The organism is Streptomyces sp. NPDC002467 (assembly GCF_042889825.1).
In the GTDB taxonomy this organism is placed as follows: domain Bacteria; phylum Actinomycetota; class Actinomycetes; order Streptomycetales; family Streptomycetaceae; genus Streptomyces.
Genome location: NZ_JBIARJ010000015.1, coordinates 27,693 through 49,839 on the forward strand (window position 1 = coordinate 27,693; position 22,147 = coordinate 49,839).

Below are 22,147 nucleotides of genomic sequence, written 5' to 3' on the forward strand. Positions count from 1 at the left end.
CGTCGGGCCGCGGGGGGGGGGGGGGGGGGGGCGGGGGGGGGGGGGGGCGGCGCCCCCCCCCCCCCCGGGGCGCGGCGGGGGGGCCCCCCCCCCCCCGGGGGCGCCCCCCCCCCCCCCCGTTTCGTATCCGGGTGCGGCGCCGCCGCGCGGGCTCCGCCCCCGAACCCCCGCGCCTCAAACGCCGGCGGGGCTGGAATTCGCCCTCCGGCAGGGGCTCAGCGGCCCGCGGTGAAGGCCTCGTACGCGTCGCAGACTTCTTCCGCGGGGCCGTCCATGCGGAGCACACCCGCCTCCAGCCAGATCGCGCGGTCGCAGGTCTCGCGGACCGTGCCGATGCCGTGGCTGACCAGGAAGACCGTGCCGGCGTGTTCGCGCAGTTCCTCGATGCGGGCCTGGCTGCGCCGCTGGAAGGCGGCGTCGCCGGTGGCCAGGGCCTCGTCGATCATCAGGACGTCGTGGTCCTTGGCGGCGGCGATGGAGAACCGGAGGCGGGCGCCCATGCCGGAGGAGTACGTGCGCATGGGCAGCGAGATGAAGTCGCCCTTCTCGTTGATCCCCGAGAAGTCGACGATGTCCTGGTAGCGCGCCTTGATCTGCTCGCGGGTCATGCCCATGGCGAGGCCGCCGAGCACGACGTTGCGTTCGCCCGTCAGGTCGTTCATCAGGGCGGCGTTCACGCCGAGCAGGGACGGCTGGCCGTGCGAGTAGATCCTGCCCCTGGCGACCGGCTGGAGGCCCGCGATGGCGGCCAGCAGGGTGGACTTCCCCGAGCCGTTCGTGCCGATGAGGCCGATGGCCTCGCCCTTGTACGCGGTGAACGTGACGCCCTTGACGGCGTGCACCTCGCGGATGCCGGGGGCCGGTTTCCGGGAGAAGAGCCGGCTCAGGGCCGCGGTGGCGCCGCCCTTGCGGCCGCCTCCGTTGACCTTGTAGATGACGTGGACCCCGTCCGCGATGACGGTGGGCACACGGGTGTCGGTGGGGGTGGGGGTGGTGGTGAGCTCAGCCACGGCCGTACTCCTCCTCGGCCTTCCAGAAGTAGATGAACCCGCCGACTCCGGCGAGCAGGGCCCAGCCGATGGCGATCGGCCATGCGTGGTGGGGAAGCGAGTGCGCCTGGAAGCTGTCGATCAGCGAGAAGCGCATCAGGTCGATGTAGACGGCCGCCGGGTTGAGCTTGAGCAGCATCGACACCCAGTGCGGCAGCTGGCCCGACTGGAGCATCGTGTCGATGGACCACATGACGCCCGAGGAGTACATCCACGTCCGCAGCACGAACGGCATCAGCTGGCTGACGTCCGGGCTCTTGCTGCCGATCCGGGCCATGACCATGGCGACGCCGGCGGCGAAGACGGCCATGAGGAGGAGGGTGGGCACCGCCAGGAGCCAGGCCCAGCCGGGCGTCTGGCCCAGGACGAGCAGCAGGATCACCAGCGCGCCCATGGTGACGAGCAGCTGCTGGAAGAGCTGGACGACGGTGGAGATCGGCAGGCTCGCGCGGGGGAAGTGCAGGGCGCGGACCAGGCCGAGGTTGCTGTGGACTGAGCGGGTGCCGGCGTTGATGGAGCTGCCGATGAAGTCCCAGACGAAGACGCCGGTGATCAGGAACGGCACGTAGTCGGGCACACCGTGGCTGGCGCGCATGACGATGCCGAAGATGAAGTAGTAGACCGCCGCGTTGAGGAGCGGGGTCACCAGGTGCCAGACCTGGCCGAGCTTCTCGGTGCTGTACTGCGCCTGCATGCGGGCGGTCGCCAGCGCCGTCACGAAGTGGCGGCGGCCCCAGAGTTCCGCGATGTAGCGGGGGAGGGTGGGGCGGGCACCGCTGAGGGTCAGGCCGTGGGCGGCCGCGAGCTCCGCGAGCTGGGCCGAGGTGGGGCGGGAGGCCTTCGGGGATTCGGGGTGCGCGGGTGCCGTCGAGGTGGTCACGAGGGTCGCTTTCGCCGGGGTCGGGGCGTCCGCGGCGATGGGACGGGTCCGTATCGTCGCTACGGTGAGAGTAGGGCGCGGTACGTCGGAACGCAACCGTTCCGTCGTTACGTGACACGGTTATGCTCTGTGCATGACCACGGACCCTGCCGCTTCCGCCGCCGCTTCCTCCCCGTCCACCCGGAGGGCCCCCGCCGGGGCCGCCGTCCTGCGGGAGGACGTGACCGAGGCGATCCGCGCCGCGGTGGTGGAGGAACTGGCTTCCGTCGGCTTCGCCCGGATGTCGATCGAGGGGATCGCACGGCGCGCGGGCGTCGGCAAGACCGCGGTGTACCGGCGGTGGAAGTCGAAGCTGCACCTGGTGCTGGACCTGGTGGGCGCCTTCGCGGTGGACGGGCTCCCGGTGCCGGCGACGGGGTCGTTGTACGGGGACGTACGGGCCCTGCTGGAGGTCATGTCACACGTGCTGCGGCACCCGGTGGCGTCGGCGGTGATCCCCGACCTGCTGGTCGAGGCGGCGCGGAACCCGGAGATCGCGGACGCGGTGCGGGGCGCGCTGCTGGACGGTCAGAAGCGCATGGCGGAGGGGATCGTCTCCGCCGCCGTCGCACGGGGTGAGCTCACCGAGGGGACGTGCCCGGACCGGGCGCTCGATCTGGCGATCGGGCCGCTGTACTGGCGGCAGGTCGTGGTTCGGGACTCCGTCCCCGGGGGGTACCTGGACGAGCTGGCGCGGTCGGTGGTGGCGGGGCTCCGAGCCACCTGACCCCGCGGGCCGCCACCCCGGGGCTCCGCCCCGCACCCCGCTCCTCACACGCCGGACGGCTCCTTTCCCCTTGCGGCGCCGTTGCCGGGGGCGCTGCCCCCGGACCCCCGCGCCTCGAACGCCGGCGGGGCCGGAGTTGTCCCTGGCGGCGCCGGAGTTGTCCCGGGCCGGGCTGGGGTTGTCCCCGGCCGGGCTGGAGTTGGCGGACGGCGGTGGTGAAATCCGGCCCCTCCGGCGTTTGAGGAGCGGGGTGTGGGGCGGAGCCCCAGGGTGCCGCGCAGTGGCAGCTCGGCCTGGTTCACCCTCCGGCCGATCGTCGGGCGCGGCAGCGAGCGGCTCAAGCCGCGGTCCGTCGTCTTCGGCGGCTGAGCCACGGCCTACGGCCAGAGCGACGGGCTCAGCGAGGCCGGCGGCGGTTCGGTGAGCGGGCCGCCCGTCGCCGCCGGGCAGGGGCGGCGCTCCTCCGGCGGGACGACCGCCGGGACCGGGTCCGGCTCGCCGAGGAAGACGCGGCGGACCACCCGCTCCGCCGCGTGCCCGTCGTCGTACGAGCAGAACCGCGCGCGGAACGCCGCTCGCAGCTGCGCCGAGCGCGAGCCCTGCCAGTGGCCCGTGTCGAAGATGTCCACCAGTTCGTCCTCGGTCCGGGCGATCGCGCCCGGCGGGCAGGTCCGCAGGTCGAAGTAGGTGCCGCGGGCCGCCTCGTACGCCTCCCAGTCGTCCGCGTGGATCACGATCGGCCGGTCCAGCGACGCGTAGTCGAACATCAGGGACGAGTAGTCGGTGACGAGCGCGTCCGAGGCCAGGCAGAGTTCCTCCACCGAGGGGTGGGAGGAGACGTCGATGAGGCGCGGGTGGGGCTCCGCCGTCGACGGGGCGTCCGCGTACGTGAGGTGGCTGCGGGACAGCAGCACGAAGCGCGGCCCCAGATCGCGCAGGACCCGCTCGAAGTCGAGGTGGTCGGGGCGGCTGCGACGGTAGTCGCGGTGGGTGGGGGCGTACAGGATCGCCGTCGACCCGGCCGGGATGCCGAGGCGTTCGCGCAGCTCCAGGACCTCGCCGCGGGTGGCCCGGTGGAAGGGGTCGTTGCGAGGGTAGCCGTATTCGAGGGTGGTGTAGGAGGCGGGGACCGCCTTCTCCCACACCAGGGTGGAGTGCCGGTTCGCCGACAGCAGGTAGTCCCACTGGTCGGCGCCCCGCAGCAGGCCCGCGAAGTCGGCGGTGGGGGCGGCGGCCGGGCGGTCCTGGAGATCGAGGCCGACCCGCTTGAGCGGGGTGCCGTGCTGGGTCTGGAGGAGGACCTGGCCCGGGCGCTTGACCAGGGCGCGCTCGAAGTTGACGTTCGTGGTGAGGTACGTGGCCCGGGCCAGCGCCGTCCAGTACGCCGCCGAGCCCGGCCGCAGCGCCGTCGTCTCCCGGGGCAGCGTCGCCTCGTGCTCGGGGTCGCAGATCCACGCCGTCCGCATCCCCGGCGCCAGCTCCCGCAGCTTCGCCTCGATCGCCGCCGGATTGCAGGCGTAGCCGCCGTGCCAGTACGCCGAGAAGACCGCCAGCCCGGGGCGGAGCGGCAGCAGGCGCTGGGTGCGGTAGTGCAGGCGCAGGGCGCTCTCCCGCAGCCCCCGCCCGAGGGCGGCGGCGCCGCGGCCGCTCGCCAGGGCGGCCGAGCGCAGCACCGACAGCAGCCGGTACGTGCGCCGCGCGCCCAGCCGCATCAGGGCGTGGCGCAGCCGCTCGGCGCGGGACAGGGAGAGCGGCAGCGCTCCGGCGCGGACCGGGGCCCGGTAGCGGCGCAGGAGGGCCGAGGCCCGCTGGAAGAACTCGGCCCGGCAGGCCCGCGGGAGGCGGCGCGGGTCGGCGTACAGGGCGCAGAAGTGCTCGGCCATCCGCCGGTGCACGGCGGGGCGCCAGCGCTCGAGTTCGGGGCGGCCGGCGAGGTGGCCGAAGACCCGGTCGTACTGGTCGAAGACGTCGAGGTGGCGGCGGCCGGCCGTGGTCGGGATCGAGCCGGCGCGGCGCTCCCGGTGGTGCACGCAGACCCGGTCCAGGACGGCGACGGACTCGGCGGCCAGCAGCGCCGGGTAGGTCCAGGGGATGTCCTCGTAGAGGCCGGGCGGGAATTCCAGTCCCTCGCGCTCCGCGTACTCGCGGCGGTAGGTCTTGTTCCACACCGCCACCGGCATGCCGAGGAGGGCCGGGCGGTCGACGAGGCGGAAGCTCGCCGGGCCCTCCTCGGAGAGGCGCTGCGAGAGACCGCTGCCGACCGGCTCGCCCGTCCAGAGGGTGCGCGCGTGGTCGTGGACCAGGACGTCGGGGGAGCCGGTGGCCTTCAGCCGGTCGGTGATGGCCCGCAGGGCGCCGGGGGCGAGGACGTCGTCGCCGTCGAGGAAGACCAGGTAGTCGCCGCCGGCCCGGTCCAGGCCCGCGTTGCGGGCGGGGCCCGGGCCGAGGTTGTGCGGCAGGTGCACGGCGGTCACGCGCGGGTCCCGGGCCGCGTACTCGTCGATGATCGAACCGCAGGCGTCCGGGGAGGCGTCGTCGACCGCGATCAGTTCCAGATCCGGGTACGACTGCGTCAGGACCGAGTCCAGACTCTCCTGGAGGTAGGCCTGGACCTTGTACGCGGGCACGATGACGCTGAACCGGGGCACGGCACATCCAGGGGTCGGCGCGGGCATATTGCCCAGGAACCCCCGGCGTGGCGATCGGGTTACGCGGAGTGCGCCATTCGGGTCACGGAGCGTCAACGCCCCACGTCGACCGCTGTCTTGGGGCTACTTGATCGCGCCCGCCATCACCCCCGAGACGAACTGCCGCTGGAAGGCGAAGAAGACGAGGAGCGGTACCACCATCGACAGGAAGGCGCCGGGCGCCAGCACGTCGATGTTGTTCCCGAACTGCCGCACCTGCTGCTGGAGCGCGACCGTCACGGGCGGGTTCGCCGAGTCCGCGAAGACCAGCGCGACCAGCATGTCGTTCCACACCCACAGGAACTGGAAGATGCCGAGCGAGGCGATCGCCGGGCCGCCCAGCGGCAGCACCACCCGGGCGAACAGCCGCAGTTCGCCCGCGCCGTCGAGACGGGCAGCCTCCAGCAGCTCGCGCGGGATCTCCGCGAAGAAGTTGCGCAGCAGGAAGATCGCGAAGGGCAGCCCGAAGGCGGTGTGGAAGAGGACCACGCCCGCGGTCGTCTCGAACAGGCCGATGGAGCCGAAGAGTTCGGAGACCGGGATCAGCGCCACTTGTACGGGGACGACCAGCAGCCCGACGACGACGAGGAACAGCCAGTCCCGGCCGGGGAACTCCAGCCAGGCGAAGGCGTATCCGGCGAACGCTCCCAGGGTCACCACCAGGAGGGTGGCCGGGACGGCGATCGCGAACGTGCTGAGGAGGGAGTGGGTGATGGTCTCGTTGGCGAGCAGCCGCTCGTAGTTGCCGGTGGTGAGCCGGGCGGGCGCCGTCAGCACCTGCCACCAGCCGCCCCGGTTGAGGTCGGTGGGGGACAGGAACGAGGAGACCAGGAGTCCGAGGGTGGGCAGCAGCCAGAACAGTGCGGCCAGGACGAGGAAGACCCTCACGGCCCCGCGCGCCGCCCGGGCCGCGAGACCGCCCGCGCCGAGCCCGGCCCGTGATGGTTTCACTGCCCCGGGTGCCCCGGGTGCCCCGGGTGCCACCGCCGTCGCGCCGGTACGGGTCATCGGGATCCCTCCTTGCGGAGCCGGCGGATGTTCACGAGCATCACCGGCACCACCAGCACCAGCAGCAGGACGGCGATCGCACTGCCCAGGCCCGGGTCGGCGTCCGTGCCGAAGGAGGTGCGGTACAGCTGGAGCGCGAGGACGTTCGCGTCGTCCTGCACCGCTCCCGGCGCGATCACGAAGACCAGGTCGAAGACCTTCATGACGTTGATGACGAGGGTGACGAGCACGACCACCAGCACGGGCGCCAACACCGGGACGGTGATCCGGCGGAACACCTGCCACTCGTTCGCCCCGTCCACCCGCGCGGCCTCCAGCAACTCCCGCGGTACGGCCGCCAGCCCCGCCCCGATCAGCACCATCGCGAACCCGGCCCACATCCACACGTACGCCCCGATGACCGCCGGGGTGACGAGCGCCGGGCCCAGCCACTCCACCCCCGCGTACGCCTCCCGGAAGTTGGAGGCGGGCAGGCGCAGCACGGCGCCGTCGGCCGCGGCGGGCAGGGTGAAGGTGCCGTCGGCGCGGGTCGTCGCCGAGGCCACGACCTTCCCGTCCTTGACCGCCTCGATCCGCATGCCGGAGAACGCCGACTCGCTCGGGTCGACCGCGTTCGTCCGCCCGCCGCCGCCCCGCGTGAAGTCCTGCCAGGCCGTCCCGGTGACCTTGCCCGGCTCGGCGGGCGCGGCCTTCGCCGTGCTGGTGCCCTCGGGCAGGGACTCCGGGGCCACGCCGACCAGCGGGAGCACGGCCGGAGTGCCCGCCCTGACCGGATCGCGGGTCACGAAGGCGCCCCCGTCGGCCGGGACCAGCGGGGAGTCCCGGCCCGGACGGGCCTTCGGGAACGCCGAGGACTCCGCGAAGGTGTCGTGGACCCCGACCCAGACCGCGTTGGCGATGCCCCGGTCCGGGTCGTGGTCGTAGACCAGCCGGAAGATGATGCCCGCCGCCAGCATCGAGATCGCCATCGGCATGAAGACCAGCAGCTTGAACGCCGTTCCCCAGCGCACCCGTTCGGTCAGCACCGCGAAGATCAGACCGAGGGCGGTGGCCGTCGTCGGCGCCAGGACCACCCACACCGCCGTGTTCTTCAGGGCGGTGCGGATCGTGCCGTCCTGGAGGATCTCGCGGTAGTTGCCGGTGCCCACGAAGGTGTCCCCGGAGCGGTCGAAGAGGCTGCGGTAGATCGAGTAGCCGATCGGATGGACGACGAGCGCGCCCAGCAGGACGAGCGCCGGGAGGAGGAACGCCGCCGCGATCAGGCGGCGGCGCCGGGCCTCCCGGGAGGTGGCCGCCACCGGGATCAGTTCCCGTAGGCCTTGGCCGCGTCCGCCTCCAGTTTCGCCTGCGTGCCCGCCACGTCCGACGGGTTTGCGAGGAAGTCCTGGAGGGCCTTCCACTCACCCGCGCCCGGGGTCCCGCCGAAGGCCGACGGGGCCTGGTCCGACATGTCGAAGCGGAAGTCGTCGCCCGCCGCGATCAGCGCCTTGGCGATGTCGCGCTGGATGTCGTTGGGGTACGCGCCCGGATTCACCGCCCGGTTCGGGGAGACGAACCCGCCCTCGCGGGCCTGGATCTCCGCCGCGTCCGCCGACGCCAGGAAGGTCAGCAGCGCCTGCGCGCCCTTCGAGGGCTTCAGCGCGACCGCCACGTCACCGCCCGAGACCACCGGGGGCTTCGCGCCGACCGCCGGGAACGGGAAGACGAGGGCGTCCTTGCCCACCTTCGCATCCGTCTGCGCGATGTTCACCGCCACGAAGTCGCCCTCGTAGACCATCGCGGCCGCCGGCCGGTCCCCACCGGTGAAGGTCTGCGTCACCGACTTCGGGAACTCCGTCGCGAGGGCCCCGCTCGGCCCGCCCGCCAGGAAGTCCTTGCGCCCGAAGAGCTCCGCGAGCGTGGTCAGCGCCTGCTTGACGCTGTCGTCCGTCCACTTGATCTGATGCTTCGCCAACTGGTCGTACTTCTCCGGCCCCGCCTGCGAGAGGTAGACGTTCTCGAACCAGTCGGTCAGCGTCCAGCCGTCCGCGCCGGCCACCGAAACCGCCGGGGTGCCGGAGGCCGAGAGGGTGTCCGCCGCCGTCAGCAGCTCCTTCCACGTCTTCGGCGGCTGCACGCCGGCCGCCTCGAAGGCCTTCGCGTTGTACCAGATCAGCGACTTGTTGGCGGCCTTGTAGTACACGCCGTACTGGGTGCCGTCGACCGCGCCGAGCTTCTTCCAGCCCGGCGAGTAGTTCGCGTCGAGCTGCGCCTGGGCCTCCGGGCCCACCGGCTGCGCCCACTTGTTCTGCACGGCCGAGACCAGCGCCCCGACCTGGGGGAGCAGTGCCACGTCCGGCGGGGCGCCGCCCGCGATCTTCGTACCGAGGAAGGTGACGATCGGGTCCTGCGCCGGGACGAAGGTGACCGTCGCACCCGTCCGCTTCTCGAACTCCTTCAGGACCTTCGTGAAGTTCGCCTGCTCCGGGCCCGTCCAGACGGCCGCGACCTCCAGCTTCTCGCCGGGCAGCTTCGGTAACTGCACACGCGGCGAGGCCGTGCCGCCCTGGGGCGCCTCCGACGCCCCGTCCTTCTTCCCGGACCCGCCGTCGCCGCACGCGCCGAGCACGAGCGCGCCCGCCGCGGCCAGCGCCGCCCAGGTGAGTGTCGTACGGCCCGTTCCGTGCTCGCGCATGGTTCTGCCCCCGATGCCCGCTGTGTGTCCTGGAGTGTGTCCTGGACCACAAGGTCTACGCCGATCCGCGGGCCCCGCGCAATACCGCCTCGCGGGGGGCGCGGCCGCGGCTACGGGGCCGGCGGGAACAGCACGGGCACCGCCGAGACCAGGTGCGAGGCCCGGTCCAGGGCGCTGGCCAGCAGCGCGAGGTCGGTCGGCCCGTTGCCCAGTTCACGCACCGGGCGGCGGGCCGGAGGGTCACCCATCCGCTCCCATTCCACCGGGACCACAGTGGGCCGCAAGGTCGCCGTCCGGGGGATCCGGCCCGTCACCCTGCCCGCCTGGAAGGGGACCGTCCGCCCGTCCGAGTGCCGCAGCAGACCGCGGCCGGGACCCGGCTGATCGGGGGCGTCCAACTCCACCCGAAGGGTGGTCAGCCGGGCGAGGAGGGTGTCGGCCGTCCGGTCCGGACGGGCGCTCGTGGCCACCAGGTGCACGCCCAGCCGGGCGCCCTCGCGGGCCACCGCCTCCAGCGCACGCACCACCGAACCGGCGGCGGGCCGGCCCGTGGCGCCGAGCCCCGGAGCGACCAGCGCGTCGAAGTCGTCCACCAGCACCACCAGCCGCGGCAGCGGACTGGGCCCCGCCGGATCGGTACGGGTGGCGGAGGCGCGCAGCCGCAGCGTGCCCGAGCGCTGCGGGTCGAGGTCGCCGCGCAGCTCGCCCGGGCCGGCCCGGCGGGGGGACACCACCCGGTCGGCGAGCTCGCGGCCGGCGTACTCCCGGCCGATCTGCTCCCGGGTCGCGTGCCACTCCGCGAACGGCACCCCGTCCAGCAGCTCGGCGCGGCGCTTGAGCTCCGCGCCCAGAGCCTGCGCGAACTCCCGCATGCGCAGCGGGTCGGAGGCCACCAGATGGGCGGAGACGTGCGGGAGCTCCGTGCACGGCAGCAGGCCGTCCCCGCGCTCGCCGCCGGCCCCGTCGAGCAGGACCAGCCCGAGCCGGTCGGGCCGGGCCGCCGCCGACAGGGAGGCCGCGACCGAACGCAGCAGCTCCGTGCGGCCGCTCCCGGCGGGCCCCTCGACGAGCAGGTGCGGCCCGTCGTTGACCAGCTCGGCGCCGACGGGTCCGCGCCGGCCGCCGCCCAGCACGATCTCGGCGAGGCCGCCCACGCCCTGCCCCTGGTCGGTGGCGGCGGCCCAACGGGCCATCAGGGAGGCCGGGGTGGCCCGGGCCAGCCCCAGCTCGTCCAGCAGCCGTGCGGTGGCGGGCAGTGCGGCGGCCGCCGGACGGTAGGTCTCCGTGGAGCCGTCGGTGGTCCGCAGGGGCGCCAGAGCCCGCGCGAACCGCTCGGCCCAGGCGGCGGAGACGGCGTCGGCGGTGGCGGTGGCCCCGGCGGGCACCGGGCGGCCGGCGCCGGTGGTGAAGGTCCGTACCGCCGTGGCCACGTCCCCGCTGAGCAGGGCGACCGCGCCGCAGTCCCGGAAGGCGGGGGAGCTCGCGCAGGCGGCGTCGTACGTCTCGGCGACCGGGGAGGCGGGGGTCGAGGCCGGGGCCTCGGCGAGCGCGAGGACGTGGATCCCGGCGGCCGGCCCGTGCGAGGCGATGCGCCCGGTGAGGTCCCGGAGCGGGCCCGCGCCGGGATCGCCGTCGAGGACGAGCAGGGTGTACGGGCCCTCGTACACGGCGGCGGCCCGCCGGACCTGGTCGGCGTCGGCGGCGGCCCAGTGCGGGCCGAGGGGGCCGTCGTCGAGGCGCCGGGTCAGCTCGCCGGTGCGGGCGGCCGCCTGATCGCGGTCGTACGCGAGGAGCAGCCGGCAGTCCTGGCCGTGCGCGGGCCGCACGTGGGGCAGCCAGCCGAGCCAGCCCCAGTCGCGGCGGCGGTCGGCGAGGCCGCGGGCGCGGTCGGTGGACAGCAGTACGATCTCCAGCTGCCCGGGCGCGTGCAACGCGGCGAGCTGGGCGATCACCCAGCGGGCGACCCCGGTCAGCCGGGCCCGCGGCCCGGCCACGCCGAGCCCCCCGACGGCGGGCAGCGACACCCGGCACCCGGCACCGAGCCCGACCTCCAACAGTCGGGGGTGGCCGGCCGCACGCGACCACAGCCGTTCGGTGGGCGCCAGCGCGGCCAGCAGCAGCGCGGCGGGGTCGTCGGCGTCGGGCACGACGGCGGCCGCGGCCGGCTCCTGGGGTTCCTCGGGGACGTCCTCCCCGCGCACCCACTTCCGCGCCCAGGCGCCTATCCCCTTGCGGCGGGCCTTGCCGGGGGGCGTCCCGGGGCCGTTGGCCCCGGCGGTCTCCGGCTCCCCGCCGGACCCGGCCGCGCCCTGCGGAGCCCCGCCGTGGCCCGGGGTGCCCGGGACCGAGCCGGTGCCGCCCGTGCCGGCTGCGCCGTGCCGGCTCCCGCCGTGGGTTCCGGAGGCCCGGTCCGCGGCCCGCCGGGCGCCGCCGGAGGCGTCCGTGCCGTCCGGGGTGCCGCCGGGGGCGGGCCACCCGGTCGCGCCCTGCGCCGCACCGCCGTGGGTGCCGGGGCCGTGCCCCGCGTCCCGCCCGGCGCCGCCGGAGGCGTCCGTCGCGTCATGGCCGGGCCGTCCGGTCGCGCCGGGACCGGCGGGGCCGTTGGCGCCGGGGGCGTCCGGGGAGCCGCCCTCGGGCGAGCCCGCCGGGCCTTCGCGGTCCGGGGTGACGGCGGTGAGGGAGAGGTGGCCCTCCAGGTCCGGGGTGACCGGGCGGCGGGCGGACGCGGCCGGAGGGGCCAGGCGGAGGGTGGACTCGCCGACCCGGAGCAGGGCTCCCGGGGTCAGGGCCACCGGCTGCGGGCCCACCGGGGCGCCGTCCAGCGTGGTGCCGTTCGTGGAGTCCAGGTCGGCCACGGCCACCCGCCCGTCCCGCAGCACCGTCACCGCGCAGTGCAGCCGCGAGACGTCCGGGTCGTCCAGCGGGACGTCGGCGTCGGCGGAGCGGCCGACCCGGATCTGCCCGCTGTGCAGCAGGTGCACCCCGCCCGCGTCGGGTCCGGCGACCACGTGCAGTTCGGGGGCGCCGAGGCTCTCCTCCGGCAGCACGTCCGGCACCGGCACGTTCAGGGAGAGCACCGCCCCGTCGACGAGCGGCGGCTCGCCCAGGACCCGCCGCTGGAGGTCGAGCCGCTCCGCACCGGCGTAGAGCACGACCGTGCCCCCGGTGTCGGGTCCGCCCACGGTCGCCGCCAGCCCGGAGGCCACCGCGGCCAGCACGGTGCCGACGGGCGCGGTGACGAGCACGTCACAGCCGGCGGGGGCGCTCGCGGTCTGGTGGCCGCTGCGCGACCCGAGGACGGTCAGCCGGATCTGCATCGCCGTCAGCGGTCCCTTCTGCGCGGGGGGCGCGGTGAGTGCGCCCGGCAGGGGAATGACGGGGCGGGCATGGCTGCCCGCTCGTCGCCCCCCGCCCGGCACGGACGCGTCGTCCGGTCAGGTCTGCCGGAAGGCGGGGCTCCCGTCCCGTGCCTTCCGTACGTGTGCATCCTCGCACCTGTTACGGACAACACGCCCGGCACCCGCCAACAAATGATCTTGATCGATCAGAGGGTGGGCCCGACCTGGCCGAATACAGAGCAAAAACGCCAGGGGCATACGCCCCGAACCTCACCCTTCGTACATACGTGCGGCAACCAACCTCACGTGACCCGCGTCTTCCACGGGGACACCCCCTAGAGTGGGCCGGAAAAACCGATCGGAACGTCGAATCGGCGCAGCAGATCGACACGAAAGATCGACACAGCAAGCAGGGGAGCGCGAGACGTGCGGCCAGTCGGCAGCAAGTACCTGCTCGAGGAGCCGCTCGGGCGCGGCGCCACGGGCACTGTCTGGCGTGCCCGCCAGAGGGAGGCCGCGGGTGCCGAGGCGGCCGTGGCCGGACAGCCCGGCGAGACCGTGGCCATCAAGGTCCTCAAGGAGGAGCTGGCCCAGGACGCGGACATCGTCATGCGCTTCCTGCGGGAGCGCTCGGTCCTGCTGCGCCTGACCCACCCCAACATCGTCCGCACCCGCGACCTCGTCGTCGAGGGTGATCTGCTCGCCCTCGTCATGGACCTGATCGACGGCCCGGACCTGCACAAGTACCTCCGCGAGAACGGGCCCTTCAGCCCGGTCGCCGCGAGCCTGCTGACCGCCCAGATCGCGGACGCGCTCGCCGCCAGCCACGCCGACGGCGTCGTCCACCGCGATCTGAAGCCCGCCAACGTGCTGCTCGACGAGCGCGGCGGCCAGATGAAGCCGATGCTCACCGACTTCGGCATCGCCCGCCTCGCGGACTCCCCGGGCCTGACCCGCACCCACGAGTTCGTCGGCACCCCGGCCTACGTCGCGCCCGAGTCCGCCGAGGGCCGCCCGCAGACCTCCGCCGTCGACATCTACGGCGCCGGCATCCTGCTCTACGAGCTGCTCACCGGCCGCCCGCCGTTCGCCGGCGGCACCGCACTCGAAGTGCTCCACCGCCACCTCAGCGAGGAGCCCCAGCGCCCCTCGACCGTGCCCGAACCGCTGTGGACGGTCGTCGAGCGCTGTCTGCGCAAGGAGCCGAACGAGCGCCCCAGCGCCGTGAGCCTGGCCCGCGCGCTGCGCGTGGTCGCCTCCGGCATCGGCGTGCACTCCTCGGCCGCCGAGGTCGAGGCCGCGCTCGGAGTCGGCGCGCTGCTCGCCCCCGACCCCTCCCCGGCGCCGGTCCCCGAGACCCCCGGCGCCGCCGACGCCACCCAGGTGCTCCCGGCCGGCGCGGCCGCCGCGCCCGCGGGGGCGTACGACCCGAACGCGATGACCAGCGTCATGCCGCCGGTCGGCGCCGCCGACGCGACCACCGTGCTGCCGAGCACCGGGGGCCCGGGCCCGGGCGCGGACCCGACCTCGGTCATGCCGCCCGTGCAGCGACCGGACCAGCCGCACCCGTGGCAGTCGCAGCTCCAGGCCGCGCGCGACCGCAACGAGCAGACGCAGATGCACTACCTCGACCCGAGCGAGGACCCGCTGCGCCGTCGTCCGCAGCGCCAGGCGCCCCCGCCGCCGCAGCACCGGCCCCAGCAGCCCCCGCAGCAGCAGTACCGTCAGTCCCCGCAGCAGCAGCCTCCCCAGTACCGCCAGCCGCAGCCGCCGCAGCAGCAGTACGCGCCCCCGCCGCCGCAGCACTACCAGCAGCCGCAGCAGCAGCGCCAGCCGCAGCCGTACCAGCAGCCGCAGGCGCCGCAACAGCCCCAGTACCGCCAGCCGCAGCAGCAGCCCCCGCAGGCTCCGCCGCAGCAGGCCCCGCGGGAGCCCCGCGAGCCGCGCCGCCGCAGTGCCAACCCGGTGCGGATCCCCGGCCTCGGCTGCCTCAAGGGCTGCCTGGTCCTGATCCTGCTGTTCTTCGTCGCGGGCTGGCTGGTCTGGGAGTTCACCCCGCTCCAGGAGTGGGTCGGCACCGGCAAGGGCTGGTTCGACCAGCTGTGGACCTGGGGCTCCGACATCGTCGACTGGATCGGCACGATCGGGGACGCGGCCGGTTCGGCGGGGTCCAACACGCCCTGAACCGGACCCTTGTAGCGGTGAGTTCGTGGATTTGTCGACTTCTGGGGCGAGTTTTCGCCCGCAGAAGTGAAGGTCACCGCGAATCGGGGCCCCTGCCGGTCTCCAACCCCCACCCGGCCGCGTAGCTTTGGTGCGTACGCCAGCCGCTGAGGGAGCAGTCGTGGCACGGAAGATCGGCAGCCGGTACACCGCGCACCAGATCCTGGGGCGCGGCAGCGCGGGCACGGTGTGGCTGGGCGAGGGGCCTGACGGGCCCGTCGCCGTCAAACTGCTGCGCGAGGACCTCGCGTCCGACCAGGAACTGGTCGGACGGTTCGTCCAGGAGCGCAGCGCGCTGCTCGGCCTGGAACATCCGCACGTGGTCTCCGTCCGGGACCTCGTCGTCGACGGCAACGACCTCGCGCTCGTCATGGACCTCGTACGCGGTACGGACCTGCGCACGCGCCTCGACCGCGAGCGGCGGCTCGCCCCCGAGGCGGCCGTCGCGATCGTCGCCGACGTGGCCGACGCGCTGGCCGCCGCGCACGCGGCCGGGGTCGTCCACCGGGACGTCAAGCCGGAGAACGTCCTGCTCGACATGCAGGGCCCGCTCGGCCCGGGCGGCGCGCATCCGGCGCTGCTGACCGACTTCGGCGTGGCCAAGCTGATCGATTCGCCGAAGCGGGCCGCCGGGGTCCGCACCTCGGCCCCCACCACCCGGATCATCGGCACCCCGGACTACCTGGCCCCGGAGATCGTCGAGGGCCTGCCCCCGCGGGCGGCGGTCGACATCTACGCCCTGGCCACGGTCCTGTACGAGCTGCTGGCCGGCTTCACGCCGTTCGGCGGGGGCCACCCGGGGGCGGTGCTGCGGCGCCACGTCACGGAGACCGTCGTCCCGCTGCCCGGCATCCCCGACGAGCTGTGGCAGCTGATGGTGCAGTGCCTGGCGAAGGCCCCCGCGTCCAGGCTCCGCGCCTCGGAGCTGTCGGTACGCCTGCGGGACCTGCTGCCGCTGCTGGCCGGGATGCCGCCGCTGGACGTGGACGAGCCGGACGACGCGGAGCCGGAACCGGACCCCGCGGAGGAACCGGCCACCGTGGATCCGGTACGGCGGCGGGGCGTGGTCCCGCTGGTGCCGGGGTCCGCGACGGACTCCAACCGGGACACCCACACCTCGATGCGGGTGCCGGGGCCGGACGAGTTGGCGGGCGGCGCGCTGGGCACGGCCCGCGTGCCGCGCCCCGCCGGGGGCCACCGGCCCGGTTCCGCCCGGCACCGCGCGGAGGCCGCCCGCAAGCGGCGGCTGGCCCTGTCCGGGGCGGCCGTGGCGCTGGCCGTGGCGCTGGGGCTGGGCACCTGGTTCGCCGTCTCGGGCGACGACCCGGTCCCCCGCCAGGACAACAAACACTCGTCCCCTCGCACCCCGTAACCCTGCGGCCCGCCTGCCGGGGCTCCGCCCCGGACCCCGCACCTCAAACGCCGGCGAGGCTGGATTTGCCTCCGGCGGCGCCTCAAACGCCGGCGGGGCTGGGTTTGCCGCCGGTGGGGCTGGATTTCGTTCCTTGCCCCACCGGCGTTTGAGGCGCGGGTCTGGGCGGAGCCCAGGGGGCCCGCGCAGCGGACCGGAGCCCCGCCGTACCCCGTCGGGCAAGGGCTACGCCGGGACGACCAGCTGGGGGTGCCAGCGCCGCGCCACGGCGGGGTGGGCGCGGATCCAGCCCTTCAGTTCGTTGCGGCCGTACTCGGCGTGCAGCGGGTTCGACGCGTCGTGCACGACCCCCCGCGCCGCACGCAGGTAGGCGCCCGGCACCGTGTCGATCACCGCGTCCAGCCGCGGGTTGTAGAAGAACGGCACCGAGTACCGCTCCACCGCCCCCGGCGGGCTGATCACACGGTGGTCCGTCGCCGTCAGGTAGCCCTCCGTGGCGATCTCCAGCAGCTCGCCCAGGTTGACCACGAACGCCCCCGGAAGCGGCGGGACGTCGAGGTAGCCCCCGTCCCGGACCACCTGGAGCCCGCCCACCGAGTCCTGGAGGAGCAGGGTGAGGAAGCCGTAGTCCTTGTGCGCGCCGACCCCCTGGTCCGCCCCCGACGGCGCCGACCCCGGGTAGCGGATCAGCTTCGTGTGCAGGTGGGGGCGGTCCGCGAAGGCCGCGTCGAAGAAGTCCGCCGGGGCGCCGATCGAGACGAGGAGTTCCTTCAGCAGCCGGTGGGCCACCGCCGCGAGGCGGGACTGCCAGTCCAGGACGACCGTACGCAGCTCCGGGAGCGCGGCCGGCCACTGGTTGGGGCCCTCCAGCCACAGGTACGCCGGGTCCCCCGGCCCCAGCACCGGCGCCGGCCGCTCCGCGCCGACGTCCAGCTGGTCCCGCCAGTCGGAGGCCCCGCCCGTCAGCTCGTGCCCGATCCGGGTGTAGCCGCGGAAGTGCGGCGAGTTCAGATTGCTCACGGCGAGCCGGTCGGCCTCCGGGAGGGCGAAGAAGGCCCTGGTCAGCTCCAGGATCCGGGCGCTGTCCGCGGCGGTGACGCCGTGCCCGATCAGGTGCAGGAACCCGGTGTCCCTGGCCGCCGCGTGCAGCTGCTTCAGGAAGTCGGCCCGTCGGGCGGGATCGTCGGCCTGGGAGAGGTCCAGGACGGGGAGGGAGGGCGTCGAGGAGGTCGAGGAGGTCGAGGAGGACGGGGTGTGCGCGGACGGCATGACGGCTCCGTTTCGGGATGTCACGGGGTCCTGTTCCCCAGAGGTGGCGGGGGCCGCGGGTGGGGTGGGCCGCCGGCAGGGATGGCGCCGGGACCGCTGGGCCGCGTACAGGACCAAGTCGGATCGGGGCGGATCAGGCTTGGGACAGGTCCGGCGGCAGACAGGTCGTCGTCGTGACACGCATGTGGTCCACATGGCGGCGCTTGACGAGGAGAACGGTCATACGCTGAGCGTACGCCCGTGCGACCCGCCGCCGGTACGGGTGAATCGGCCTGCCCGGACGGTCTCGCCCGAGGACCGGCTACGCTGGACCCGTGGCAGTCGTCGATGTTTCCGAAGAGCTGAAGTCCCTCTCCTCGACCATGGGGTCGATCGAGGCCGTCCTGGACCTCGACAAGCTGAGGGCAGATATCGCCGTGCTCGAGGAGCAGGCCGCCGCGCCGTCCCTGTGGGACGACCCGGAGGCCGCTCAGAAGATCACGAGCAAGCTTTCGCACCTCCAGGCGGAGGTCCGCAAGACCGAGACCCTGCGCGGGCGCATCGACGACCTCGCGGTGCTGTTCGAGCTCGCCCAGGAGATGGACGACGCGGACACCCTCGCCGAGGCCGAGACGGAGCTGGTCTCCGTGCGCAAGGCGCTGGACGAGATGGAGGTCCGGACCCTGCTCTCCGGCGAGTACGCCGAGCGCGAGGCCCTGGTCAACATCCGCGCCGAGGCCGGCGGCGTCGACGCCTCCGACTTCGCCGAGCGCCTCCAGCGCATGTACCTGCGCTGGGCCGAGCGTCACGGATACTCCACCGAGATCTACGAGACCTCGTACGCGGAGGAGGCCGGCATCAAGTCGACCACCTTCGTGGTCAAGGCCCCGTACGCCTACGGCACCCTCTCCGTCGAGCAGGGCACCCACCGCCTCGTGCGCATCTCGCCGTTCGACAACCAGGGCCGCCGCCAGACCTCCTTCGCGGGCGTCGAGGTGCTGCCGGTCGTCGAGACCAGCGACCACGTCGAGATCGACGAGACCGAGCTGCGCGTCGACGTGTACCGCGCCTCCGGCCCCGGCGGCCAGGGCGTCAACACGACCGACTCCGCGGTGCGCATCACGCACATCCCGACCGGCATCGTGGTCTCCTGCCAGAACGAGCGCTCGCAGATCCAGAACAAGGCCAGCGCCATGAACGTCCTCCAGGCCAAGCTGCTGGAGCGGCGCCGCCAGGAGGAGCAGGCCAAGATGGACGCCCTCAAGGACGGCGGCAGCTCCTGGGGCAACCAGATGCGCTCCTACGTCCTGCACCCGTACCAGATGGTCAAGGACCTGCGGACGGAGTTCGAGGTCGGCAACCCGCAGGCCGTGCTCGACGGCGAGATCGACGGCTTCCTGGAGGCCGGAATCCGCTGGCGCAAGCAGCAGGAGCAGACCGCGTAACGCCCGAGAAGGCGTGGAACGTGCGGAAGGGCCCGGACACCAGTGGTGTCCGGGCCCTTCCGTCGTTCACGGCATGTGGGCGCCACGCCTAGGCGGTCTGCTGTGCCACCAGCACGAGCGCCGCCACGAGGATCACCATGAGCACGATGAGCATCGCCGGATTCAGGCCGGAGAAGGGGCCTTCCTGCTGCTGGAGGCGCTCCCTGTTCGCCCGGCACACCGGGCAGCGGCCCTGGCTGACGGGTGCGGCGCAGTTCGCGCACACGAGCCGGTCATATGTCATGCGCTCCTCCTCTCGTCCTCTCGGTCCTCTTACGCGTGTACAACGGCACGGGGAACCGGTCCGTTCCCCCTACCACTGTGCCGGCTTCGAAGACATTCGGCGCGGCCCGTCCGGGCAATCGCGGTCACAGACCCTCCGGACCCGGGGACATATGGGGCAACTCCGGTTGCCGGGTCCACACCTCGCGCCCGTTCGCGTATGGTCACGCACACCTACTCCCGGCGACCGTGGTGCACCCGTGATCCGATTCGACAGTGTCTCCAAGTCCTACCCGAAGCAGAGCCGTCCCGCACTCAGAGAAGTCTCCCTCGACATCGCGAAGGGCGAGTTCGTCTTCCTCGTCGGCTCCTCCGGCTCCGGCAAGTCCACGTTCCTGCGCCTGATCCTGCGCGAGGAGCGGGCGAGCCACGGCCAGGTGCACGTCCTGGGCAAGGACCTCGCCAAGCTCTCCAACTGGAAGGTCCCGCAGATGCGGCGCCAGCTGGGGACCGTCTTCCAGGACTTCCGCCTGCTCCCCAACAAGACGGTGGCCGAGAACGTCGCCTTCGCGCAGGAGGTCATCGGCAAGCCGAGGGGCGAGATCCGCAAGGCCGTCCCGCAGGTCCTGGAGCTCGTGGGCCTCGGCGGCAAGGAAGACCGCATGCCCGGCGAGCTCTCCGGTGGTGAGCAGCAGCGCGTGGCCATCGCCCGCGCGTTCGTCAACCGGCCGGCCCTCCTCATCGCGGACGAGCCCACCGGCAACCTCGACCCCCAGACCTCGGTCGGGATCATGAAGCTGCTGGACCGGATCAACCGGACCGGCACCACCGTGATCATGGCCACGCACGACCAGCAGATCGTGGACCAGATGCGCAAGCGCGTCATCGAACTCGAACAGGGCCGACTCGTACGCGACCAGTCGCGCGGCGTCTACGGCTACCAGCACTGAAAGGCCCTTGAGACGTCATGCGCGCCCAGTTCGTCATGTCGGAGATCGGCGTCGGTCTCCGGCGCAATCTCACCATGACCTTCGCGGTCATCATCTCCGTGGCCCTCTCGCTCGCCCTCTTCGGCAGCTCCCTGCTCATGCGCGAGCAGGTGAGCAAGATGAAGGGCTACTGGTACGACAAGGCCAACGTCACGCTCTACCTCTGCAACAAGCAGGACGCCCAAGAGGCGAGCGAGGCCGCGACCAAGAAGCCCGACGGTTCGCCGGCGGCCGCCTCGGGCGTCGCCACCTGCGCCAAGGGCGCGGTCACGGACGACCAGAAGAAGCAGATCGAGTCCGAGCTCAAGCAGATGTCCCTGGTGAAGTCCGTCGCCTACGAATCGGCGGACGAGGCCTACAAGCACTACCAGGAGCGGTTCGGCAACACCCCGCTGGCCTCCTCCATCACCCCGGACCAGATGCAGGAGTCCTTCCGGGTCAAGCTGAAGGACCCGGAGAAGTACAAGGTCGTCACCTCCGCCTTCGTGGGCCGCGACGGCATCCACACCGTCGACGACCAGCGCCAGGCCATCGACGACCTCTTCCGGATCCTCAACTACCTCAACATCGGCGCGCTCGCCATCATGCTGATCATGCTGATCGTGGCGCTGCTGCTGATCGTCAACACCGTGCGCGTCTCCGCCTTCAGCCGCAGGCGCGAGACCGGGATCATGCGGCTGGTCGGCGCGTCCAGCTTCTACATCCAGGTCCCCTTCATCATGGAGGCCGCCGTCGCCGGGCTCATCGGCGCGCTCTTCGCGTGCGGCATGCTCGTCTCCGGCCAGTACTTCGTGATCGACCACGGCGTGGGCCTGCGCTACAAGATCCAGCTCATCGACTTCCTGGGCTGGTCCGCGGTGATCGGCAAGCTCCCGTACGTCCTCTTCATCGGACTGCTGATGCCGTCCGTTGCGGCCTTCGTGGCCCTGCGCAAGTACCTGAAGGTGTGACGAGCGCCCCGCGAGCGGTCCGGGCAACCGCCCGTACCGCGGTGGGGCTTGTCCTAGACTCGGCGCCATGCCGGGCTTGCCGAGTCTTCCCGCCTTCAGTCTCCGGCCCCGCGACCTGCGTCGCGGGGCCGTCTTGACGTTGGTCTTCCTCGCGTCCGTGACCGCGGCCGCGGGCACCGGCTGCTGGGACCGGGCCGAGGACTCCGCCGCGCTGGTCGCGGAGGTCGAGCCGCCCCGCACGGCGGGCACCGCCGACCGCGAGGCCGTGGCCCGGGCCGTCGCCGAGGCGGTGGCCGAGGGCAAGTCCGGCAAGAACGCCGCCCAAGAGGAGGTCAGCCGCAGCGGCGACCGCTGGGGCACCGTCTACGACCAGGGCGAGTACGCGGCGTTCGCCGAGGGCCTCGACGGCCGCTGGACCGGCGTCGGACTGTGGGCCCAGCGGGCCCGCGACGGCCGGATCCAGGTCGACAAGGTCCAGCCCGACAGCCCCGCCGCCCGGGCCGGCCTGCGCGCCGGGGACCGGCTGATGAGCGTCGACGGGCACGCCGTGACCGGCCTGGCCGTGGGCGACGTGATCTCCTTGCTGCGCGGGGAGGCCGGCACCCCCGTCGTGCTGAACCTGAGCCGCGACGGCGCGGACCTCACCGAGACCGTCCGCCGCGAGCAGCTGCGGACGGAACCGGTGACCGTACGACAGCTCGCGGGCGGCATCACCGTCATCAAGGTGGCGACCTTCACCCGCGGAGCCGGGGAGCGGGTCAAGGCCGCCGTCCGCGCCGCCCCGCCCGGCGGCGGGGTCATGCTCGACCTGCGCGGCAACCCGGGCGGGCTGGTCACCGAGGCGGTGACCGCCGCCTCCGCCTTCCTGGACGGCGGGCTGGTCGCCACCTACGACGTACGGGGGGAGCAGCGCGCCCTCTACGCGGCCCCCGGTGGGGACACGGCGCGGCCGCTGGTGGCCCTCGTCGACGGCGGCACGATGAGCGCGGCCGAACTGGTCACGGGCGCCCTCCAGGACCGCGGCCGGGCCGTGGCGGTGGGCAGCCGCACCTTCGGCAAGGGCTCCGTCCAGATGCCGACGGAACTCCCCGACGGCTCGGTCGCCGAACTGACGGTCGGCACGTACCGCACGCCGGGCGGCCGCAGCCTGGACGGCACCGGGATCACGCCCGACGTGGCGGCGGGCGAGCGGGTCGAGGAGCGGGCGGCCGCGGTATTGGGTGGCCTCGGGGTGGGTCCGTAGTGCGAAGATGACCG

16 protein-coding genes are annotated in these 22,147 nt (G+C 73.6%); 7 read left to right on the forward strand and 9 right to left on the reverse strand.

Features of this window, described 5'->3' with window-relative positions; translation table 11 throughout:
• Positions 1–215: 215 nt before the first annotated feature.
• Entirely contained in the window at positions 216–1,010 is a 795-nt protein-coding gene (locus ACFYYJ_RS27730) for an ABC transporter ATP-binding protein (protein ID WP_385129670.1), read from the reverse strand.
• Positions 1,003–1,929 carry an ABC transporter permease gene (locus ACFYYJ_RS27735; RefSeq protein WP_385129668.1) on the reverse strand — a complete coding sequence of 309 codons (927 nt, stop codon included), beginning with the start codon at positions 1,927–1,929 and terminating at the stop codon, positions 1,003–1,005. Before ACFYYJ_RS27735 ends, ACFYYJ_RS27730 begins: the two co-directional genes overlap by 8 nt.
• A 133-nt stretch (positions 1,930–2,062) precedes the next feature.
• On the opposite strand from ACFYYJ_RS27735, the gene ACFYYJ_RS27740 reads away from it, so the two are divergent.
• Complete coding sequence (locus ACFYYJ_RS27740) at positions 2,063–2,695, forward strand: TetR/AcrR family transcriptional regulator (RefSeq protein ID WP_389136379.1); 633 nt, start codon at positions 2,063–2,065, stop codon at positions 2,693–2,695.
• A 377-nt stretch (positions 2,696–3,072) separates the two neighbouring features.
• On the opposite strand, the gene ACFYYJ_RS27745 is transcribed toward ACFYYJ_RS27740, so the two are convergent.
• The 5 genes from ACFYYJ_RS27745 to ACFYYJ_RS27765 all read right to left on the reverse strand — a co-directional run bounded on the left by ACFYYJ_RS27745 (position 3,073) and on the right by ACFYYJ_RS27765 (position 12,381).
• The gene (locus ACFYYJ_RS27745; RefSeq protein WP_389136382.1) at positions 3,073–5,343 is read right to left on the reverse strand and encodes a CDP-glycerol glycerophosphotransferase family protein; all 2,271 of its coding nucleotides are present in this window, start codon (positions 5,341–5,343) and stop codon (positions 3,073–3,075) included.
• 123 nt (positions 5,344–5,466) lie between these two features.
• Positions 5,467–6,390, reverse strand: coding sequence for a carbohydrate ABC transporter permease (locus ACFYYJ_RS27750; protein WP_389136385.1), 924 nt, complete (start codon positions 6,388–6,390; stop codon positions 5,467–5,469).
• On the reverse strand, positions 6,387–7,697 hold the full coding sequence (locus tag ACFYYJ_RS27755; RefSeq protein WP_389136678.1) for a carbohydrate ABC transporter permease: 1,311 nt from the start codon (positions 7,695–7,697) through the stop codon (positions 6,387–6,389). The genes ACFYYJ_RS27750 and ACFYYJ_RS27755 overlap by 4 nt, the downstream gene beginning before the upstream one ends.
• Positions 7,694–9,064, reverse strand: coding sequence for an ABC transporter substrate-binding protein (locus ACFYYJ_RS27760; protein WP_385129660.1), 1,371 nt, complete (start codon positions 9,062–9,064; stop codon positions 7,694–7,696). Before ACFYYJ_RS27760 ends, ACFYYJ_RS27755 begins: the two co-directional genes overlap by 4 nt.
• A 110-nt stretch (positions 9,065–9,174) precedes the next feature.
• Positions 9,175–12,381, reverse strand: coding sequence for an FtsK/SpoIIIE domain-containing protein (locus tag ACFYYJ_RS27765; RefSeq protein ID WP_389136389.1), 3,207 nt, complete (start codon positions 12,379–12,381; stop codon positions 9,175–9,177).
• 447 nt (positions 12,382–12,828) lie between these two features.
• On the opposite strand from ACFYYJ_RS27765, the gene ACFYYJ_RS27770 reads away from it, so the two are divergent.
• The gene (locus ACFYYJ_RS27770) at positions 12,829–14,586 is read left to right on the forward strand and encodes a serine/threonine-protein kinase (RefSeq protein WP_385365713.1); all 1,758 of its coding nucleotides are present in this window, start codon (positions 12,829–12,831) and stop codon (positions 14,584–14,586) included.
• A gap of 160 nt (positions 14,587–14,746) precedes the next feature.
• Positions 14,747–15,997, forward strand: a complete 1,251-nt coding sequence (locus tag ACFYYJ_RS27775; RefSeq protein ID WP_389136393.1) for a serine/threonine-protein kinase — start codon at positions 14,747–14,749, stop codon at positions 15,995–15,997.
• 225 nt (positions 15,998–16,222) lie between these two features.
• Here the strand turns inward: ACFYYJ_RS27775 and ACFYYJ_RS27780 are convergent, their stop codons facing one another.
• Positions 16,223–17,266, reverse strand: a complete 1,044-nt coding sequence (locus ACFYYJ_RS27780; protein ID WP_389136396.1) for an isopenicillin N synthase family dioxygenase — start codon at positions 17,264–17,266, stop codon at positions 16,223–16,225.
• A gap of 314 nt (positions 17,267–17,580) precedes the next feature.
• On the opposite strand from ACFYYJ_RS27780, the gene prfB reads away from it, so the two are divergent.
• Positions 17,581–18,690: a peptide chain release factor 2 gene (gene prfB / locus ACFYYJ_RS27785; RefSeq protein WP_385129654.1), complete on the forward strand. Its 1,110-nt coding sequence runs from the start codon at positions 17,581–17,583 to the stop codon at positions 18,688–18,690.
• A gap of 88 nt (positions 18,691–18,778) precedes the next feature.
• Here the strand turns inward: prfB and ACFYYJ_RS27790 are convergent, their stop codons facing one another.
• On the reverse strand, positions 18,779–18,973 hold the full coding sequence (locus ACFYYJ_RS27790) for a hypothetical protein (protein ID WP_384583702.1): 195 nt from the start codon (positions 18,971–18,973) through the stop codon (positions 18,779–18,781).
• 238 nt (positions 18,974–19,211) lie between these two features.
• On the opposite strand from ACFYYJ_RS27790, the gene ftsE reads away from it, so the two are divergent.
• The 3 genes from ftsE (at position 19,212) to ACFYYJ_RS27805 (ending at position 22,133) form a co-directional block, all read left to right on the forward strand.
• Positions 19,212–19,901, forward strand: a complete 690-nt coding sequence (gene ftsE, locus ACFYYJ_RS27795; RefSeq protein ID WP_030771648.1) for a cell division ATP-binding protein FtsE — start codon at positions 19,212–19,214, stop codon at positions 19,899–19,901.
• A gap of 17 nt (positions 19,902–19,918) precedes the next feature.
• Positions 19,919–20,890, forward strand: a complete 972-nt coding sequence (gene ftsX, locus ACFYYJ_RS27800) for a permease-like cell division protein FtsX (RefSeq protein ID WP_385129652.1) — start codon at positions 19,919–19,921, stop codon at positions 20,888–20,890.
• Positions 20,891–20,957: 67 nt separating this feature from the next.
• On the forward strand, positions 20,958–22,133 hold the full coding sequence (locus ACFYYJ_RS27805) for a S41 family peptidase (protein ID WP_385365177.1): 1,176 nt from the start codon (positions 20,958–20,960) through the stop codon (positions 22,131–22,133).
• Positions 22,134–22,147 lie beyond the last annotated feature (14 nt).

What these genes read in the sequence shown, in the direction of transcription:
- ACFYYJ_RS27740 (WP_389136379.1), top strand. Translation starts at nt 2,063, where the DNA reads ATGACCACGGACCCTGCCGCTTCCGCCGCCGCTTCCTCCCCGTCCACC.
- ACFYYJ_RS27750 (WP_389136385.1), bottom strand. Translation starts at nt 6,390, where the DNA reads ATGACCCGTACCGGCGCGACGGCGGTGGCACCCGGGGCACCCGGGGCA.
- ACFYYJ_RS27760 (WP_385129660.1), bottom strand. Translation starts at nt 9,064, where the DNA reads ATGCGCGAGCACGGAACGGGCCGTACGACACTCACCTGGGCGGCGCTG.
- ACFYYJ_RS27765 (WP_389136389.1), bottom strand. Translation starts at nt 12,381, where the DNA reads ATGCAGATCCGGCTGACCGTCCTCGGGTCGCGCAGCGGCCACCAGACC.
- ACFYYJ_RS27780 (WP_389136396.1), bottom strand. Translation starts at nt 17,266, where the DNA reads ATGCCGTCCGCGCACACCCCGTCCTCCTCGACCTCCTCGACCTCCTCG.
- ACFYYJ_RS27790 (WP_384583702.1), bottom strand. Translation starts at nt 18,973, where the DNA reads ATGACATATGACCGGCTCGTGTGCGCGAACTGCGCCGCACCCGTCAGC.
- ftsX (WP_385129652.1), top strand. Translation starts at nt 19,919, where the DNA reads ATGCGCGCCCAGTTCGTCATGTCGGAGATCGGCGTCGGTCTCCGGCGC.
- ACFYYJ_RS27805 (WP_385365177.1), top strand. Translation starts at nt 20,958, where the DNA reads ATGCCGGGCTTGCCGAGTCTTCCCGCCTTCAGTCTCCGGCCCCGCGAC.